The sequence below is a fragment of the Sanyastnella coralliicola genome, assembly GCF_030845195.1.
GTDB classification, from domain to species: Bacteria; Bacteroidota; Bacteroidia; order Flavobacteriales_D; family Sanyastnellaceae; genus Sanyastnella; species Sanyastnella coralliicola.
On the sequence record NZ_CP132543.1, the window covers coordinates 3,180,941 to 3,197,595 of the forward strand.

At 48.0% G+C, this 16,655-nt stretch carries 15 protein-coding genes; 6 read left to right on the forward strand and 9 right to left on the reverse strand.

Going from position 1 to position 16,655, the window contains the following annotated elements; genetic code table 11:
- Nucleotides 1–74: 74 nt before the first annotated feature.
- The 7 genes from rfaE2 to RA156_RS13290 are packed head-to-tail and all read right to left on the reverse strand — an operon-like array spanning nt 75 to nt 6,828.
- The gene (gene rfaE2, locus RA156_RS13260; protein WP_306640748.1) at nt 75–563 is read right to left on the reverse strand and encodes a D-glycero-beta-D-manno-heptose 1-phosphate adenylyltransferase; all 489 of its coding nucleotides are present in this window, start codon (nt 561–563) and stop codon (nt 75–77) included.
- Nucleotides 550–1,857: a lysylphosphatidylglycerol synthase transmembrane domain-containing protein gene (locus RA156_RS13265; RefSeq protein WP_306640749.1), complete on the reverse strand. Its 1,308-nt coding sequence runs from the start codon at nt 1,855–1,857 to the stop codon at nt 550–552. Before RA156_RS13265 ends, rfaE2 begins: the two co-directional genes overlap by 14 nt.
- 9 nt (nt 1,858–1,866) lie before the next feature.
- Entirely contained in the window at nt 1,867–2,217 is a 351-nt protein-coding gene (gene panD / locus RA156_RS13270; protein WP_306640750.1) for an aspartate 1-decarboxylase, read from the reverse strand.
- A 48-nt stretch (nt 2,218–2,265) separates the two neighbouring features.
- The gene (locus tag RA156_RS13275; protein ID WP_306640751.1) at nt 2,266–4,179 is read right to left on the reverse strand and encodes an OmpA family protein; all 1,914 of its coding nucleotides are present in this window, start codon (nt 4,177–4,179) and stop codon (nt 2,266–2,268) included.
- Nucleotides 4,176–5,066, reverse strand: coding sequence for a PorP/SprF family type IX secretion system membrane protein (locus tag RA156_RS13280; protein WP_306640752.1), 891 nt, complete (start codon nt 5,064–5,066; stop codon nt 4,176–4,178). The genes RA156_RS13275 and RA156_RS13280 overlap by 4 nt, the downstream gene beginning before the upstream one ends.
- On the reverse strand, nt 5,063–5,791 hold the full coding sequence (locus RA156_RS13285; RefSeq protein WP_306640753.1) for a T9SS type B sorting domain-containing protein: 729 nt from the start codon (nt 5,789–5,791) through the stop codon (nt 5,063–5,065). Before RA156_RS13285 ends, RA156_RS13280 begins: the two co-directional genes overlap by 4 nt.
- Nucleotides 5,791–6,828, reverse strand: coding sequence for a DUF8740 domain-containing protein (locus RA156_RS13290; RefSeq protein WP_306640754.1), 1,038 nt, complete (start codon nt 6,826–6,828; stop codon nt 5,791–5,793). Before RA156_RS13290 ends, RA156_RS13285 begins: the two co-directional genes overlap by 1 nt.
- Before the next feature lie 191 nt (nt 6,829–7,019).
- Here RA156_RS13290 and RA156_RS13295 point away from each other — a divergent pair, with 191 nt between their 5' ends.
- Complete coding sequence (locus RA156_RS13295; protein WP_306640755.1) at nt 7,020–7,598, forward strand: DUF3109 family protein; 579 nt, start codon at nt 7,020–7,022, stop codon at nt 7,596–7,598.
- A 156-nt stretch (nt 7,599–7,754) separates the two neighbouring features.
- Here RA156_RS13295 and RA156_RS13300 read toward each other — a convergent pair whose 3' ends face one another.
- Entirely contained in the window at nt 7,755–10,208 is a 2,454-nt protein-coding gene (locus RA156_RS13300) for a DUF5686 and carboxypeptidase-like regulatory domain-containing protein (RefSeq protein ID WP_306640756.1), read from the reverse strand.
- A 106-nt stretch (nt 10,209–10,314) separates the two neighbouring features.
- Here RA156_RS13300 and RA156_RS13305 point away from each other — a divergent pair, with 106 nt between their 5' ends.
- The 5 genes from RA156_RS13305 to RA156_RS13325 all read left to right on the forward strand — a co-directional run bounded on the left by RA156_RS13305 (nt 10,315) and on the right by RA156_RS13325 (nt 16,223).
- Nucleotides 10,315–11,343: a radical SAM/SPASM domain-containing protein gene (locus RA156_RS13305; protein WP_306640757.1), complete on the forward strand. Its 1,029-nt coding sequence runs from the start codon at nt 10,315–10,317 to the stop codon at nt 11,341–11,343.
- Between the two features lie 227 nt (nt 11,344–11,570).
- Complete coding sequence (locus RA156_RS13310; RefSeq protein ID WP_306640758.1) at nt 11,571–12,791, forward strand: lysylphosphatidylglycerol synthase transmembrane domain-containing protein; 1,221 nt, start codon at nt 11,571–11,573, stop codon at nt 12,789–12,791.
- 53 nt (nt 12,792–12,844) lie between these two features.
- Complete coding sequence (locus tag RA156_RS13315) at nt 12,845–13,984, forward strand: cystathionine gamma-synthase (RefSeq protein WP_306640759.1); 1,140 nt, start codon at nt 12,845–12,847, stop codon at nt 13,982–13,984.
- Nucleotides 13,981–15,330, forward strand: coding sequence for an FAD-dependent oxidoreductase (locus RA156_RS13320; protein ID WP_306640760.1), 1,350 nt, complete (start codon nt 13,981–13,983; stop codon nt 15,328–15,330). Before RA156_RS13315 ends, RA156_RS13320 begins: the two co-directional genes overlap by 4 nt.
- A 35-nt stretch (nt 15,331–15,365) precedes the next feature.
- Nucleotides 15,366–16,223: a hypothetical protein gene (locus RA156_RS13325; protein WP_306640761.1), complete on the forward strand. Its 858-nt coding sequence runs from the start codon at nt 15,366–15,368 to the stop codon at nt 16,221–16,223.
- 3 nt (nt 16,224–16,226) lie between these two features.
- Here the strand turns inward: RA156_RS13325 and mce are convergent, their stop codons facing one another.
- Nucleotides 16,227–16,628 carry a methylmalonyl-CoA epimerase gene (gene mce / locus RA156_RS13330; RefSeq protein WP_306640762.1) on the reverse strand — a complete coding sequence of 134 codons (402 nt, stop codon included), beginning with the start codon at nt 16,626–16,628 and terminating at the stop codon, nt 16,227–16,229.
- Nucleotides 16,629–16,655 lie beyond the last annotated feature (27 nt).

A 16,655-nucleotide genomic window follows, 5' to 3' on the forward strand; every position in this document is an offset into this window, starting at 1 on the left:
AGAAACACCGTCCACCGTCTACAGTCCACGGTCAACCGTCCACCGTCCACCGTCCACCGTCTACCGTCTACCGTCTACCGTGAAGCCCTCATCTTCGAAACAATCCCCGTAGTAGAAAACCCTTCAACGAGAGGTATGGAAGCCACCGTTCCGCCTTTGGCGCGAACGATATCAGAACCTACCATATAACGCTTATCAGACGCGTCAGTACAGTCTGGATCATAATCCCCGCCTTTGACTAAGACATCGGGTTGGATGAGCTGTATGAGCTCGTAAGGAGTGTCTTCACCGAAAATAACCGCGTGATCTACACTCTTAAGTGAAGCAATGACTTTGGCGCGTGCATCTTCGGGGTTGATCGGACGTTCTGGTCCTTTATTCAAACGACGAACACTGTCATCGTCATTGACGCCAACGATGAGCACATCCCCATGCTCTGCAGCTTTTTCGAGGTAGGTCACGTGGCCTACGTGAAGAATATCAAAGACACCGTTGGTGAAGACAATCTTCTTTCCGCTTTCGCGGCAAGAATCAAGAAAGCTTTCGAGACTATTCTGCGGCATTGGCTTGACGTTCTTTGCGGATGTTACCCCACATCAAAAGAAGGTAACCTATCCCTCCGGTCACAACGATCATAACCGTTTGTGTTAGCCACATGACATTGGCCACGGCGAACCCAAGCGCTCCGCTCATGCCCAAGGCGATGAAGCCGAGTTTCACAGTCCAGTGGTAAGATCCGATTCCTCCAGGAGCAGGTAGAATCATTCCGAATCCTCCCGCAACCATGACGAAGAGTGATTGCGTCACGGTCATGTGGCTGGTCGCATCAATACTCATGTAGATGACATAAGCCATCCCGAAGTACATGCCCCAGATAAAGAAGGTATGGAAGATGAAGGCCCCTCGGCGCTTCATTTTCAGTACGCTTTTGAGTCCGTCACCAACACCACCAAGGAAGCCTTTGACTTTCCCATAGAGCTTGCTTGCCATAATTGAGCGACGGAACATGAACCCTAGTGCCACCACAACTCCCATTGCAACTAGGCCAATTGTTACTAGTAAATTCGAGTCTTCTTCATTTACTTCTTCACCACCTCCAATTGAAAGATCAAGCAAGGTTTGAAAGGCATCAAGGTTCGAAATCAATGCTACGGACATAAAAATCACGAGCATCACCATGTCAACTACACGCTCAGAAATCACGGTTCCGAAGAGTTTGTCGACAGGAATATCGTCTGACTGATTTAAGGCGGCGCAACGGGCCAACTCACCGCTTCGTGGGACGAAGGTATTGGCGAAGTAGGCGAAGGCCACTGAGTTGACTGCATTGATCGTCTTAGGCTTGTAGCCCAATGGTTCCAAGAGGTACTGCCAGCGAATACCACGACTGACAATCGCGAGGTACCCAAAGAGGAAGGAGAGTGCGATTCCAGGGATGGAAGCACGCTTCATATCATTGATCAATTGGTCTGTTAAGTCTACTCCTTGGATAGCGAAACTATACTCTCCTTCGGGCGGTTCTGGAAGAACGAAGTTGTAATGTCCTGGTGACAAACACTCAGAGACATACTCCTTCTCATCCATCGCTTCATTGACGAAAGCTCCTGAGAGAATCACGTTTCCTAAGGTATCAGTGACTTGGTAAGGAGTGCCTCGAAGCGCTTTATCAGCAGCCGAAACACGCAATCCGGAAAGTCCATTATCACAATCACTGTGGCCTGACCCCATTTCAAACCTCACAGAAGGAGACTCGACAAGTTGCGGTCCTCTGATGACACCTAGCATTGCTAAGTAGAACAAGAAAACCCCAATTCCGAGGAACAGGATATACTTAAAAATATTGACCAATCGCTTCAAAGGCGGTACTTAGACGAGTTTATTGGTTTCCGTATCAGGGAATACCAAGGTAGGCTTGTAGTCTTTTGCCTCTTCTGGAGTCATGTATCCGTATGAGATCACAATCACCACGTCACCCACTGCCACTTTACGTGCTGCTGGTCCGTTCAAGCAGATCATTCCTGATCCGCGTTCTCCCTTGATCACATACGTCTCCAGACGTTCTCCGTTCATCAGGTTTACAATCTGTACACGTTCTCCCTCGAGCAGATTACCTGCATCCATAAGGTCTTCGTCGATCGTAATACTTCCGATGTAGTTCAAGTCTGCCTGCGTGACTGTCACGCGGTGCAACTTGGATTTCATTACCTGTAGTAACATGCGGCAAAGATAGCTTTCTTTCTCAGAGCGATGGGTTAAAAAAATCCATCAACGAATGATGATCCGTATCTCTGTTCTTCGGTTCAAGGCGTGCTCATCCTCTGAACATTCTACCCCGTCGTCGCATCCGTTCAACAACACCGTTTCGCCATATCCTTTTGCGGTCATTCGGGCAATCGCGATGCCTTTTGTTTTCATATGCGCTAGCGCGGAAGCGGCTCTCCGTTCTGATAACTCTAGGTTGTAATCATCCTCTCCCCTGCAATCAGTGTGCGATCCGAGCTCGATTCGAATTTCAGGATTCTTGATCATGATCTCAGCCAACTGATCTAGTTGGTATTTCGCTACCACATTCAACTCAGCACTATTCAGCTCGTAGTAGATGTTTTGAATAACGAAGAGGTCGTCTTGACGAATCACAATCTCGTCTCCATTCTCGTTCTTCAGTTGGATTTGCTCGCCTTCTTGTACTCGTTCATACACCGCTTCATCATCAGTCACCGGAATGACAATCTCTTGTCCTTTGTCGTAGATGATCATGTTGAGCGCAGAGCTTTCTTCATCCAATTTGAAGGTATAGCTCGCATCCGGACTCAACTCATCAAACCTAAACTTCCCTTTGTCGGTGGTGTAAGCCAGGGCCATAAGCTCACCATTCTCATCCATGATATAGATGGGTTCGCCTTTACCAATATCTCCAGGTTCATTCTCGTAGACTTGTCCTTCAACAGCCACATTCAACAAGGTGCTTTCATCAATATTCTCTACTGCTTGAAGCCCTTCTCCGTCTTCAAATGGCAGTAATTCGAAATAGAAACTACCGTCTCCTCCCGGAGTGAATACCATAATGCGGTTTCCAACGGCATCAATGATATAGAGGTAACTCGCGCGAAGCACTTCAGGTGCCACATCTTCAAATACCGCTCGGTACTTTTGGTTCAGCTCTAGCTTATCAATAGGAAACTTCCCTTCTTCCCCTGTCGTGCCATTGATGACGGTTTCACCTAGGGAGTTTTGAATCCGCACCTTGGCACCTTGCACGGGCGTTCCGGCACATTCCAGTAGCGCCGTCAGTTTGTTCATTGGAGCTTGCGTAGGCACGGGTGCAAGGCGGTAAACGGCATCTTCTCCCTCACGATCGCTATTAAACAAAGCCACCTCATCGCTTAACCATAAGAGCAAAAAATCATCTCCTAGGCTATTGATGGGTTCTTCGAAACGCTCCATTTCCTTCCACTGGCTACTGCGATCGCTGTAGTACAAATCAAAGCCGCCAAGACCGGCATGAGTATCACTTGAAAAACACAACCGGCTTCCATTCCAGCTTGGGAACACTTCGTTTCCTGAGGTATTAATCACCGGACCTAACGAAATAGGATCACTCCAATTTCCGCCGCCCAGGCGATTGACATAATAAAGGTCAAAACCACCTAAACCTCCAGGCATGTCGCTCGCAAAAACAATTTGTGACCCATCAGGTGAAATGCTTGGGTGAATTGCTCTAAACCCTGCTGGTGGCACAAAGACGGGCATCAAATTATCAACTGAACTACGCATCATGCGCGCAGTAACCACAGTTCCTTCGTCCCACATGACTTTGAAATCCATCAACGACATGACTACCAGTGTATCGCTGAAATAACACACCGTTCCGAGGTCTGAGGTGCCGCTGAAACCAAAGCCAAAATCTTCTAGGTCAGCAGGGAAACTGGTCCATGTATCACCTCTGCGTGCGAATTGTGTTTGCGCTCGGTAGTCAACATCGCCTTGGTCTGTGATCAACCCAAGGTCAGTAGCATTCACTTCCATGAAGATTCCCTGCGGGTGAATTCCTGTCATGAAACCATCCACTTTATCCAAGTCGTGAATGCGTTCTATGGTCACATTTGATTGGGCGTAGCTTTTATTCGCTAGCGCGGAAACGCAACTCAACAAAGCGAGTATGTACAACACCTTTCTCATTGAAAGTATCTAATGCTTTGTACACTGCGTTGCTTCTTTCCGAAGAGGAATCCGATCATAACTTCATGATGTCCGTTAGAGACACTACCCACGCCTTCAGTAGGAACTCCGAAGCCATAAGCCAGGCGCAATTTTCTTTTGATTCGATACTCTACAAACCCATAAGCCTCTGATGACAGTCGGTAGCCTGCACCTACCCATAGAGTTTGTTTCCACCACAGCCCGACTTGTGCTTCTGGTAACAAGGCTCCGTCTACATCATAGCGTGCTGCAATCATCGGACGCAGTGACAACATAGAATTCAGGCGATGCTGCGTTCCAATCATAGCAAGTGACTCCATGCGTGTGTCGCTACCTGAAGCTCTGCGTTCCTGCGTTAGCAAATGACCCACTTCAATACCCGCAAAGAACCGTTCAGAACGATACAGCATGGCACCTTCTAGAAGTGGTTTGGTAATGGCTTCTGAATTGATCAGCACATCAACGTCTGTTGTAGAAACGGTAATCTCACTAACGTCTAATTGCTCATTTCGAATTCCACCTCCTAAGGCAAATGAAAGTTGCCCCGATCCAACATCGAGTTGGTAAGCAAGGTGAAGCGCTACCATCGTTCGATCAAAAGCTCCAATGCTTTCTCTTTTCAAACGCAGGCCGCCATTCAGTGATCCAAAAGATGTATTAGCCGAAAGAAATGCTGTGGTTGGCGCTCCGCTGAACCCGCTAAACTGCTGACGGTAACGCAGATTGATGGATGCATGTTCGTACATCCCTGCTGCCGCAGCATTGCCATCATAAAGATTGAGTGCCTGCATGGAGTACACCCATTCTTGCTGTGCTTGAGAAGATAGGCCAAAGAGCAATGCGCATATGATCAACACCCCTCTCATCGCAGCAGATTAATGTGACCGTTTATATTACCCGTTCCGTAATCCAGGTTGTAATAATAGACGCCTTCAGGAAGCTCTTCTCCGTCTGAATTCGTTCCATTAAACACCACATTGATGTTATCGTAATTGCTTCCTTTCCAGACTTCAACTCCCCAGCGATTAACGATCGTCACCGTATTGGTAGCGTATTCTTCGTAGGCCAACCAAAAGATGTTCCAGTCGTCATTCACCCCATCTCCATTGGGCGTAATGGTATTTGGCGCGACCAAGGAACACGGACCTAAACCAGGCAAGGCGATTTCAAATTCTTCTTCAAAGGTGCATCCACCACCTGCGGTAATGTTCAAGGTGTGCAATCCGATTCCCAAGGAGCCCTGACTTTGCTCGATTCCGTTTTGGGTAATGGAGATGTCATAATTCCCTCCACATCCGCTAAGCGTAGTGAAGATCAAGGTAGCGTTGCTTCCGTTCCAACATTCAGCATAGGATATCACATACTCCACTATTAATGGCGTGAGATCAGATGGCTGTTCAAACCCCTCTGTCAACGACACGGTAGATCCAGAAGGAGAACCCACGCGGGCCTCACCAGTGTTGGAGTTCACGGAAATGGTCGAAGTACTTCCATTCACCGCCGCTGAGCCGATGACTTGTCGGCCCAACACGATCTGCGCCCCTCCTGTGGAAACGAGGAATAACGAAAATAGGGTCAGGAGGAGGCGCATTAATTGATCGTTTCATTACTGAGTACCCACCAGTTGCTACCGTCAGAGATGAGCTTGACTACTTGTCCGTCAAACCCATCCATCAACCACTCTGTTTCAGTGTCGATCTCAGCTCCGTTAACCGGAACGATGGTTACAATGGAACTCAGGGGTGGATTCCCAAAACGTTTGAAAGTATAAATCCTTCCGGTGCAAGTAGATGCATCTGGAAGGGTAAAGGTGAGGTCACCATTGGTTACGTTAGCAAGAATAATATTGTGTGTGTCGTCAAGGGTCGCATTCACTGGTCCTTGAAACTGAACAACGGCCATCCCGATAGAACCTTGCACTTCGAAATCAGAACTCGGCGTAGCCGTTCCAATTCCCACCGGACGATCATTCTGATAGACCGCTGTTTCGCTTTGCGACCAGTCTTCATCGTCTTGAAGAGAGCTCATATCAATGACGAAGGCGTCATCGCCTTCCACAATATTCAAATCGGTATCAACCAGCTGGACAAGGTTGATGCTTTCACCAGCCAGCGCCTCATCGAGGATAGGGCCAATGTCCAACCACCAGTCTTCTCCGCCTTCAGTAATCAGAAGGGAATCATTCTCAAAGGAGAAGTCAGTGATCAGGGCATCGTCTACGTTGCCTGCTTCCTCGGCATAAAGAGCGTACGGAACGCTCACCAATTGGGAGGTGCCGAGGGTTTCATATCCATTTCCACCATCTACTTCAACTTTGAGGAAGTAAATCGTTGCTCCCCAGTTAATCAGAGCAAACGTGGGTGATAGTCCGTTTCCGGTCGAAGCGCCTTCTCCAATATTCAGTGCAAACAGACCGAATCCATCGGTCGTCACCACATGTTCTTCTTCCCACATTAAGTTCCCTCCAATAGAGGTCGCTTCAATTCCAATACGGACAAGGAGTTCTTCTTCAATAAGCGGTGCACCGTCGGTAGTGCGCGCCACCGCTTGATAGTTAATCGCTGCTGGAGCTTGGCCGAAAACAGCCAAATTCAAAAGCAACAGCGTTAGTAAGATCAGGTTCTTCATGACTTAACGTCTTGAGGTTGAAATTACCAAGACCCCAGCCTCCTAAGTGTTGAGCTTTAGGATTGTATCAACAAGGATTGTTTGATTAGTGTGACTAGGCTTTAGGCTATAGGCGTTAGGCTTTAGTGTTTATGGACGCCCTTCTAACGCCTAACGCCTATAGCCTAACGCCTAACCACTATCTTTGCCCCATGATCCAAATCGGAAAAACCATCATCTCGACTGAGCTCTTTGACGAGCATTTCACTTGTGACTTGAGCGCATGTAAGGGAGCCTGTTGTGTAGAAGGAAGCAGCGGTGCGCCACTAGAGGAAAGTGAACTGGATTTGCTTGAACAGGTGTATCCTCAAGTGAAGCCGTACATGACGGAAGAAGGGATCAAAAGCATTGAAGAAAATGGCTTCTTCGTGGTGGATCAAGATGGTGATTACACCACCCCACTCGTGAACGACGCAGAATGTGCTTACACCATCTTCGATGCCGATGGCACAGCTAAATGCGGCATCGAAGCGGCATACCTTGATAAGAAGATCGACTGGCACAAACCAATCAGCTGTCACCTTTACCCTATCCGGATCAAAGCCCTCAAAGACTTCGACGCGGTCAACTACCACAAATGGCACATCTGCAAACCCGCCTGCGACTGTGGAGCGAAACTCCAAATGCCTGTATTCCGATTCTGTAAGTCGTCAATCATCCGCAAATACGGGGAGAAGTATTACGAGGAGTTGGAGGCGGCGTATCGGTTGTGGAAAGCGGAGTCTTACTAGGCGTTAGGCTATAGGCTTTAGGCGTTAGTGCTAAGGGCTAAATGGCTAAAGTTGGTGGTACAAGAATAATTAACCTAAACATTTCGCTCGTTCGCCATTTCGCCCTAGAACAAACGGACGCCGGATGCCGGACGCCGGAGAAAACACTCCCTTCACTTAAGAAGACACAAACCCAATACTCAACTTAAAGGTCACATTGTCTACAAACTCTCCTTCGTTGTATGAACCGTGGCGGTAGAAAGCACCGATACCGAAGGATGAGAAGCCTGAAACAACGAGGTGTTTGAGTTCTATACCTGACTCGAAATAGCCTTGAGAGATATCACCTGCGGCGAGCGGTGTTAGGTGGTCACGATCACCGCGGTTTCCGATAGCCATGCTGTGTACTAGGACGACATGTGGCTTCCACTTTGGTCTACTGAATAACAAATCGCGGAAGCTGTGACGGATATGTAAGGCCGCGTATTCATCGGTGAAAACACTCCCTGGGGCAATGGTTTCGAAGGCGCGGGGAGTGGCTACCGAGAAGTCATTTTGGGTTCCGCGGATGGAGAATTGACGTAAGGCTGGGGCGTCTCCGTAGATTCTTCCCGCGTGAGCGAAGAAAGACAAGTCACCTAAAATTGGCATTCGGAAGGTGTGGTCTAGTGAGACCTGAAGGCGCAAGTATTCATTCGTCTCATCTCCTGCTTCATATTCACCCGCAATAAGCTGAGCACCAACCAGTGGCCATTTCCGCGCTAGCGAAACACGACGATTCACCGTCTGAATCTGTTTCTCGCGGAAGCTCCATCTAACATTCAACTCCGCTTCATTGATGGGTGCACGATCATGGAATAAAGTGACCTCATCGTTCGGAGTAGAAATGAGTTGCTGATTCAAATTATTAATCAGGGTACCTGTGCGCACTTTGGCGGTTACCTTGAGATAGCCTGGCAAGTTTGAAGTAATACCGGCTTCTGCCACCTCTAGGCGATCCATTTGATTGATGAAGAGCTGGTAATAGCCCGCGTCAGATAACCATGAGTTATCTCCTGGGAATTGACTTCCGCCTCGTTCAAAGACTTCTGAGTAATAGGCTACGGAAAGAGAGGTATTCGACATTCGACGAATCTTCCAAGTGATATCTCCTCCTCCTTTGAGCTCGCGATCTTTGAAGCCATAACCCACGAAACCACCGAAGTAGAGGTTTCGAATGAAATCATCGTTGGTGGCCAATCCACCTCCTAGTCTGAAACCTTCGTAATCGTTGAAACGCATGAGTCGGCTCAAATCGAAATCGACCTTGCCCATCTTCAGCTTGCCTGACATAAAGGCCTGGAACCAACGGTACTTCTGATCGAACTTGAATTCATTCGAAAGGCTGTCCATCCACTCATAGGTCTGAAGCTCACGTGAATCAAGGGAGTCGTTTCGGTACTGATTCCAGAATTCTTCTGGCTGACGCACCGTCGCCGCTTCCATTCGGTAGGCAATCTCGCCGACGTCTCTTCTCTTCAACTCTGGATCCAATTGAATGTTGGAGTGATAAGATCTACCAATGCCAACAACCTCCATGAAATCCACTTCAATGTTATTGAAAGTGAGGTCCGTGTTCAATTGCACAGGAAACCATTGCTGCCCATCGATAAACTCATATCGTTGGCGAATGCGAATTCCAAAAGTCTCTGTAGCTGTAGCAGGTTCTGCAATCACACTTTGTGCAGCATATCCATTGCTGTTCAGGTGAAGTACGCCTTTCAATCCGTTGATCTTCTTCCCTGTACGAGGTCTGAATGACAAGACAAACACTGTATCCTGATCCTGATAAGTTGTGTCTTCGATGATGAAGAGGTACTTACTAATTGCACTCGAATGGAAAGGAGACAAATAGCGTAGGTCCATTAAACTGAACTCATCTCGATAGATCGAGAACGATTGCAACTGCGTGCTCAACAAGGCAAAATCTGGGGCTTGAAGTCCTGAAACTTTGCTGGCCTTTACGATCTCCGTATCCTTTCCCTTACTCAGGAATCTGCGTTCACTGATCGACTCCATCAAAAAGAGATGCTGTTCATCAAAGAACTTCAAGGCCTCTTGATCTGAAGTATCAAGCTCTGCTACTTTTTGTGGATTGTCAATGTAAACACTGTCAGGAAGCGCAGTAAAAACCAGCTTGTTGTAGGCATCATAGACGAAACTCCTCGACTCTTCCGGGTTGTTGACCTTTTTGTTCTTGATGGCCTTCCGCATCAATGCTTCTGCTGGATTCTCTCCAGGAAGCACCACAGCTTCTGCTAACTCAACACGTTCAGGACGCAATTCAACCAAGAGCTGTGACTGCATTGATTTGACCTCAACCCGTGTGCTTTTGTAGCCGACAAAACTGAAAACCAAGGTGGCCCCCTGCGCTACTTGCGGAATATCAAACTTCCCATCAATGTCGGTATAGGAACCTGCTTGTTGTCCTTCTACCACCACCGTCACAAAGGCCATCGGCACCTTCGTTTGTGCGTCAATGACACGTCCAGACACCTGGGCTTGAAGGCCCATGATAGACAGTAGAAAGACGACAAGAAGAACGGTACGACGACAAAGCATCATGAACGCAAGTTGTATTTGGTCTAGCATTGCAACAAGGATACTACGAGTTTTAGTATCGCTAGCGCGGAAAAATGACGAATGGCAACTACAGTTTGTTACACTTTGGCAAGGTCCGATGCCCTAACTTTGTTTCGTGCAGCGCATTTGGCAAGACCGACGAGAACAGTGGAAAGCCCTTTCAATTCGGAAGGTGGCTAACTTCTTTGGACTTTGGCTGAGTTACCATCTTTCAAGACTCACCCGAAGACCCCTGCACTGGGGTGGTCCGTTTTCGCTATCGATCGAACCTACGACTGCCTGTAACTTGGGTTGTCCTGAATGTCCTTCTGGTCTTAAACAGTTCACCCGCGCTACCGGTAAGCTGAGCAAAGAAACCCTCAACAAGTTACTCGACCAAACACAACGCACCCTCGGAAATATCATCTTCTATTTTCAAGGCGAACCCTATTTGCATCCAGAATTCACGGATCTGGTTAAAACAGCCAGTGACCGAGGCATCTACACCACGACTTCCACCAATGCCCACTTCTTGGATGAGAAGCAGGCACGAAAAACAGTGGAAAGTGGGCTCTCTCGTCTCATCATTTCTATTGATGGCACCACGCAAGAAACCTACGAGCAATACCGAGTCCACGGTTCCCTCGAAAAGGTACTAGCCGGAACACGTAACATCTTGAAGGCACGCGAGGAAATGGGTTCAACCACTCCCCACGTCATTTTCCAGTTCTTGGTGGTCAAGCCCAACGAGCATCAGATCGACGACGTGCACAAACTAGCCGCAGAACTTGGCGTGGATGAAGTCAGACTCAAAACAGCTCAGGTTTACGATTACGAAAACGGCAATCCACTTATCCCAGACGATACCAAATACTCTCGCTACCGTCAGCAAAAAGACGGAACCTGGACCATCAAAAACAAGCTCCTCAACCAGTGCTGGCGCATGTGGCAAGGATGTGTCATCACCTGGGATGGGAAAGTGGTTCCTTGTTGCTTCGATAAAGACGCCACACATCAACTCGGCGATACCGCAGAAGATGGTTTCCACTCCATTTGGAATGGCCCAGCTTACCATGATTTTCGTCAATCTATTCTTCAGTCCCGTGACCAAATCGATATTTGTACTAATTGTACAGAAGGAACGAAGGTGTGGGCAGAGGAATAGGCTAAAGGGCTAAAGGGCTGAAGGGCTAAAGGGCTAAAGGGCTAAATGGCTAAAGGGCTAAAGGGCTAAAGGGCTGAAGGGCTAAAGGGCTAAAGGGCTAAAGGGCTAAATGGCTAAATGGCTAAATGGCTAAATGGCTAAGGTTGGTGGTACAAGAATAATTAACCCAAAAACATTTCGCCTTTTCGCCTTTTTGCCCGTTCGCCCTTTTACTAACTTGAGCCACGTTGGCAGAGAATGAAGAAGACATAAAAAAACGCCTCTCCTGGCGGCGGATTATGATCCCGGTGTTGATCGGCTTGATTGCTGCTGGAGGATTGTTATGGTGGAACTTAACCAAGCCTACTTACATTCCCGTAACCGATGGTCAAGTGGGAACGCATGCATGGGTTGATGCCAATGAAAACGGAGCTCCTGACACCTCTGACCCTGAGGAGTTCGTGTTGCAAGAAGGCGGCGGCTACATCGAATCCTACGCCGGGGAACTACTTTCCAACTATTCCTGGGAAGAAGATGCATGGATCGCCATTGCGCTGGCCTTGTTGATGGTCGTGTTACGCGATGCCGGGTACATCTATCGCATTCGATTGTTGACCAATAAGTTCTTGACATGGCGACAAAGCTTTGATGTCATCATGCTCTGGGAGTTTGCCAGTGCGCTTACACCTAGTGTCGTGGGGGGATCTGGGGTTGCCATTTTCGTTGTGAACCGAGAAGGAATCAACCTCGGAAAATCGACGGCAACGATCTTCATTACAGCGATGATGGATGAAATCTTCTACATTGTGATGGTGCCGCTGCTGTTTGTGATCATTGGAGGAGATCGCCTATTCCCTTCAGAAGGACTATTCGATATCGTGACACCTGAGTTGCTTCGCACACTGTTCTATGCGGGCTATGGATTCATCGTCTTGCTCACGACTACCATACTTACGGGAGTCTTCTTCTTCCCGCACCAAACGAAACTATTCCTGGTCAAGCTATTCTCTTTCGGCTTCCTTCGTCGCTGGCAACACCATATGGTGAAGTTGGGTGATGAAATTGTCATCAGTAGTGAAGAGTTCAAAGGAAAGAGCATCGGATTTTGGGCCAAAGCCATGGCTTCTACAGCCGTGAGCTGGACTGCCCGTTTCCTCACCTTGAATTTTATCTTCCTTGCCTTTACTGCTGGGTTCGATCATTTCGAAGTTTATGGTCGACAGCTAGTAATGTGGGTGATCCTCTTGATCTCTTTCACCCCTGGTTCAAGTGGTATTGCTGAACTGCTGCTCCCAGCATTCTTCAACTACCTTCCATGGGAGAATGCGGCACTTGCACCTGTATTGTTGGTTCTTGTGGCCGTCATCTGGCGATTATTGACCTACTTCCCTTACCTCTTTGTTGGTGCTGCAATCTTACCGGGATGGCTTCGTAGAACAGCCAAACGAAAGGTTGAGCAGGCGGGATAGATTTGATACATTGCACGACCAATTTACAGAAGCAACAGATGGAGACTAAGGATATGAAGTTCGGCACGAAGGCGGTTCACGCCGGGGTGGAGCCGGATCCAAGCACAGGTGCGATCATGACACCGATCTTTCAAACGTCAACTTACGTTCAAGAAGGAATCGGTAACCATAAAGGATACGAATACTCACGTACGCACAACCCAACGCGTGATGCATTGCAAAAAAGCCTGGCGGCACTTGAAAACGGAAAGCACGGTTTGTCTTTCTCAAGTGGTTTGGCGGCCATTGATGCGGTTATCAAACTCTTGAACCCGGGCGATGAAGTGATTTCGGTGAATGACCTCTACGGTGGTACTTACCGCATCTTCCGCACGGTGTTTGAGAAGTACGGAATCAAATTCACCTTCGTTGATCTTCGCGATGCCAACAACGTAGAGCAGTACATGACTGAGAATACGCGTTTGGTATGGGTTGAAACTCCAACGAACCCTGTTCTTCAGGTGGTTGATATTGCCGCTATCGCGGAACGCTGCGCTTCACGGAACGTCCTGTTGGGAGTAGACAACACCTTCGCCTCACCGGCGCTTCAAAATCCGATTGACCACGGAGCAGATATCGTGATGCACTCAGTAACGAAGTACATCGGTGGTCACTCAGACGTAGTGATGGGTGCGCTTGTAGTGAAAGATGATGCACTCGCTGAGCAACTCTATACTTTGCAGAATAGCTGTGGTGCCGTGAGTGGACCAATGGACTGTTTCCTCGTTCTTCGTGGAATCAAGACCCTGCATATCCGCATGAAGCAACACACAGCCAACGGAAAGAAAATTGCGGCATACCTGAATTCGCATCCAAAAGTTGACAAAGTCTACTACCCTGGATTGGAAGATCACCCAAATCACGATGTGGCAGCACGTCAGATGCATGACTTCGGTGGAATGATGTCGTTCACATTGAAGCAAGACGACCTGGAGACTGCGAAAGCGACCGTAGCTCGCTTCAAACTCTTCACTCTTGCTGAGTCACTCGGAGGGGTTGAATCACTTTGTGGTCACCCTGCAACCATGACTCACGCTTCTATTCCAAAAGAAGAACGCGAGAAGTCAGGGGTTGTTGACTCTCTGATCAGACTAAGTGTAGGTATCGAAGATGCCGACGACCTTATTAAAGATATTGAACAAGCCCTAGGATGAACACAAACGAACGCATCGCAGTAGCCGGTGGAGGCCTCGTAGGAAGCCTCCTTGCGCTCTTTCTAGCCCGCAGAGGTTTCAAGGTAGACATCTACGAACGTCGACGTGACCCACGTAAGGCCGATTACATCGGCGGACGATCGATTAACCTCGCCTTGTCTGACCGTGGTTGGAAAGCGCTAGAAATGGCAGGAGTTGCTGATGCCGTTCGTGATGCAGCCATCCCAATGTACCGTCGTGTGATGCACGATCAAGCAGGAAACCTCAGTTTCCAGCAATACGGGAAAGATCAACAAGCGATCTACTCCGTATCTCGTGGTGGACTGAATAAACTTCTCCTTGAAAAGGCAGATGAGTACGATGAAGTAACGGTAGCCTTCGACACGAAGGTGAACGACATCAACATGAAGGAGAACATCCTTCATCTGGAGAACACGGTAACTGGCGAGATCAAAGAAGTCAAGTACGACCGCATCTTCGGAACCGACGGTGCGTTCTCTGCTGTCCGCTCGCGTTTGATGAAGGTGGATCGTTTCAACTTCGAGCAAGCATACCTAGATCACGGCTACAAAGAGTTGACCATCCCGCCAACTGCCGATGGTAAACATAGAATCGAGACCAACGCACTGCACATTTGGCCGCGTGGTGAGTACATGCTGATTGCCCTTCCTAATCAAGATGGAAGTTTCACATGTACGCTCTTCTTCCCCTTTGAAGGGAAAGACTCCTTCGAATCACTGAACACCACAGAAGAGATTCGCGAGTTCTTCGAACGCGAGTTCAAGGATGCGGTTGACCTCATGCCGACATACATCCAAGATTACCACGAAAACCCTACGTCTTCATTGGTTATGATTCGTTGCAATCCGTGGCATTTTGAAGATAAGATTTGCTTGATGGGCGACGCTTCCCATGCCATTGTTCCGTTCTACGGACAAGGAATGAACAGCGGTTTCGAAGATTGCTCTGTGTTTGAAGAAGTCTTTGAGGCGAACAATGGTGATTGGGAAAAGACCTTTGAGCAGTTCTCGAAGAAACGCAAGCCTGAGGCTGATGCCATTCTAGAATTGGCACTTCGCAATTACATCGAGATGCGCGATAAAACGGCAGATCCTCAATTCCTTCTTCAGAAGAAAATTGAAAAGCGATTCAACGAACGCCATCCAGACAAATGGATTCCATTGTACTCACAGGTGACATTCACACATATCCCGTACGACGAGGCGTTGCGCAACGGTGATGTGCAGGATGAAATCATGAAACGCGTGATGGATCGTCCAGACATTGAAGAGGTGTGGGATAGCGAAGAGATTGAGCAGGCCATCCTCGCTGAAATCAATTCTTGAAACGAAACTGATTGATTCTGCGTTACTTTAGTAGTATGACACGCTTCCTGATCGTTATTTCACTTGTTCTTTTTGGCCTAACGGCCGAAGCACAAAGCGGTAGACAACACCGACCTCTCTACCAAATTGGTGGAAAGTACAGTCCGAACGGATGGCACTTTGGCCCGGGGCTGACCTACATGATCCCGAATGCGAGCCAGCGTACTGACACACGTCTACTAAACACAGAGTCAGGCGTCGACACATTGTACTCAGGCACTTTTGACGCTGCAGGCAAACTTGGCCTTTACCTCGAAGTAGGAAGACAGCACTTCGTCAAAGACCCTGTCTTCGTTCACTACTTTGATTTCGGATTGCATTGGAAACAATTCCGCGCTAGCGAAAACTTTAACGGAAGAGTCAATACCGGCGACAGTCTGCTGGTTTCAGTCAATAATCAAGGAAGCTTTTCACACGGTTACCTTGGGATTTACGGAAATGCAAATCACATTACCCAGCTTAATGATTGGAGTTTTCTTCAATTCAGCCTTGGTGCCAATGTAGATTACCGCTTGATTGATCGTCGTACCTATGAAGGTCCAGAACTCCTGAACACGGTAGAAGAAGCAGGACCATTGCAGGCACAGCTTCATGCGAAGTTGGGCTATGGTATTCGTCTCGAATCAGGCGTTTTCATCATTCCAACCATTGAGACCCCGATTCTCAATATTTACCCATTCTACGACGGGAAATCGACCTTACCTATGTTCAACACAAGGTATCGTCCGATCATCCTTAGCGTTCGAATCTTGCTATTCAGCTACCAGAAAGTAGGTGATTGTGTAGGAAAAGGAACTGAGAAGCGTGGTGATCAGCTTTGGGGCAAGAAGATGCGTAAGAAGTACGGACGTTAATCCCTACTTATCAGCGCACAACTCAACCAACACACGGTTTGAACCTTTAGGGTGAAGGAAGGCAATCATCTTTCCATCCGCTCCCTCTTTCGGCTTTTCGTGGATCATTCGGTAACCCAAGTTCATCAAACGATCAATCTCTGCCTGGATGTCATCCACAGCAAAGGCAACATGGTGAATTCCTTCACCCTTCGCAGCGATGAACTTCGCTATCGCACTATCCTCAGAAGTCGCCTGGAGTAGTTCAATCTTATTCTCACCCACCTTGAAGAAAGACGTAATCACGTTTTCGCTTTCAACCTCTTCACGCTTATAAGGTGCCGCTCCAAGTACGTCAGTAAAGATCTTTTCAGAAGCCTCAAGATCACTCACCGCAATCCCTAGATGTTCAATTTTGTTGGGCATGGAATGTGTTTTGGGCGAAGATAATAC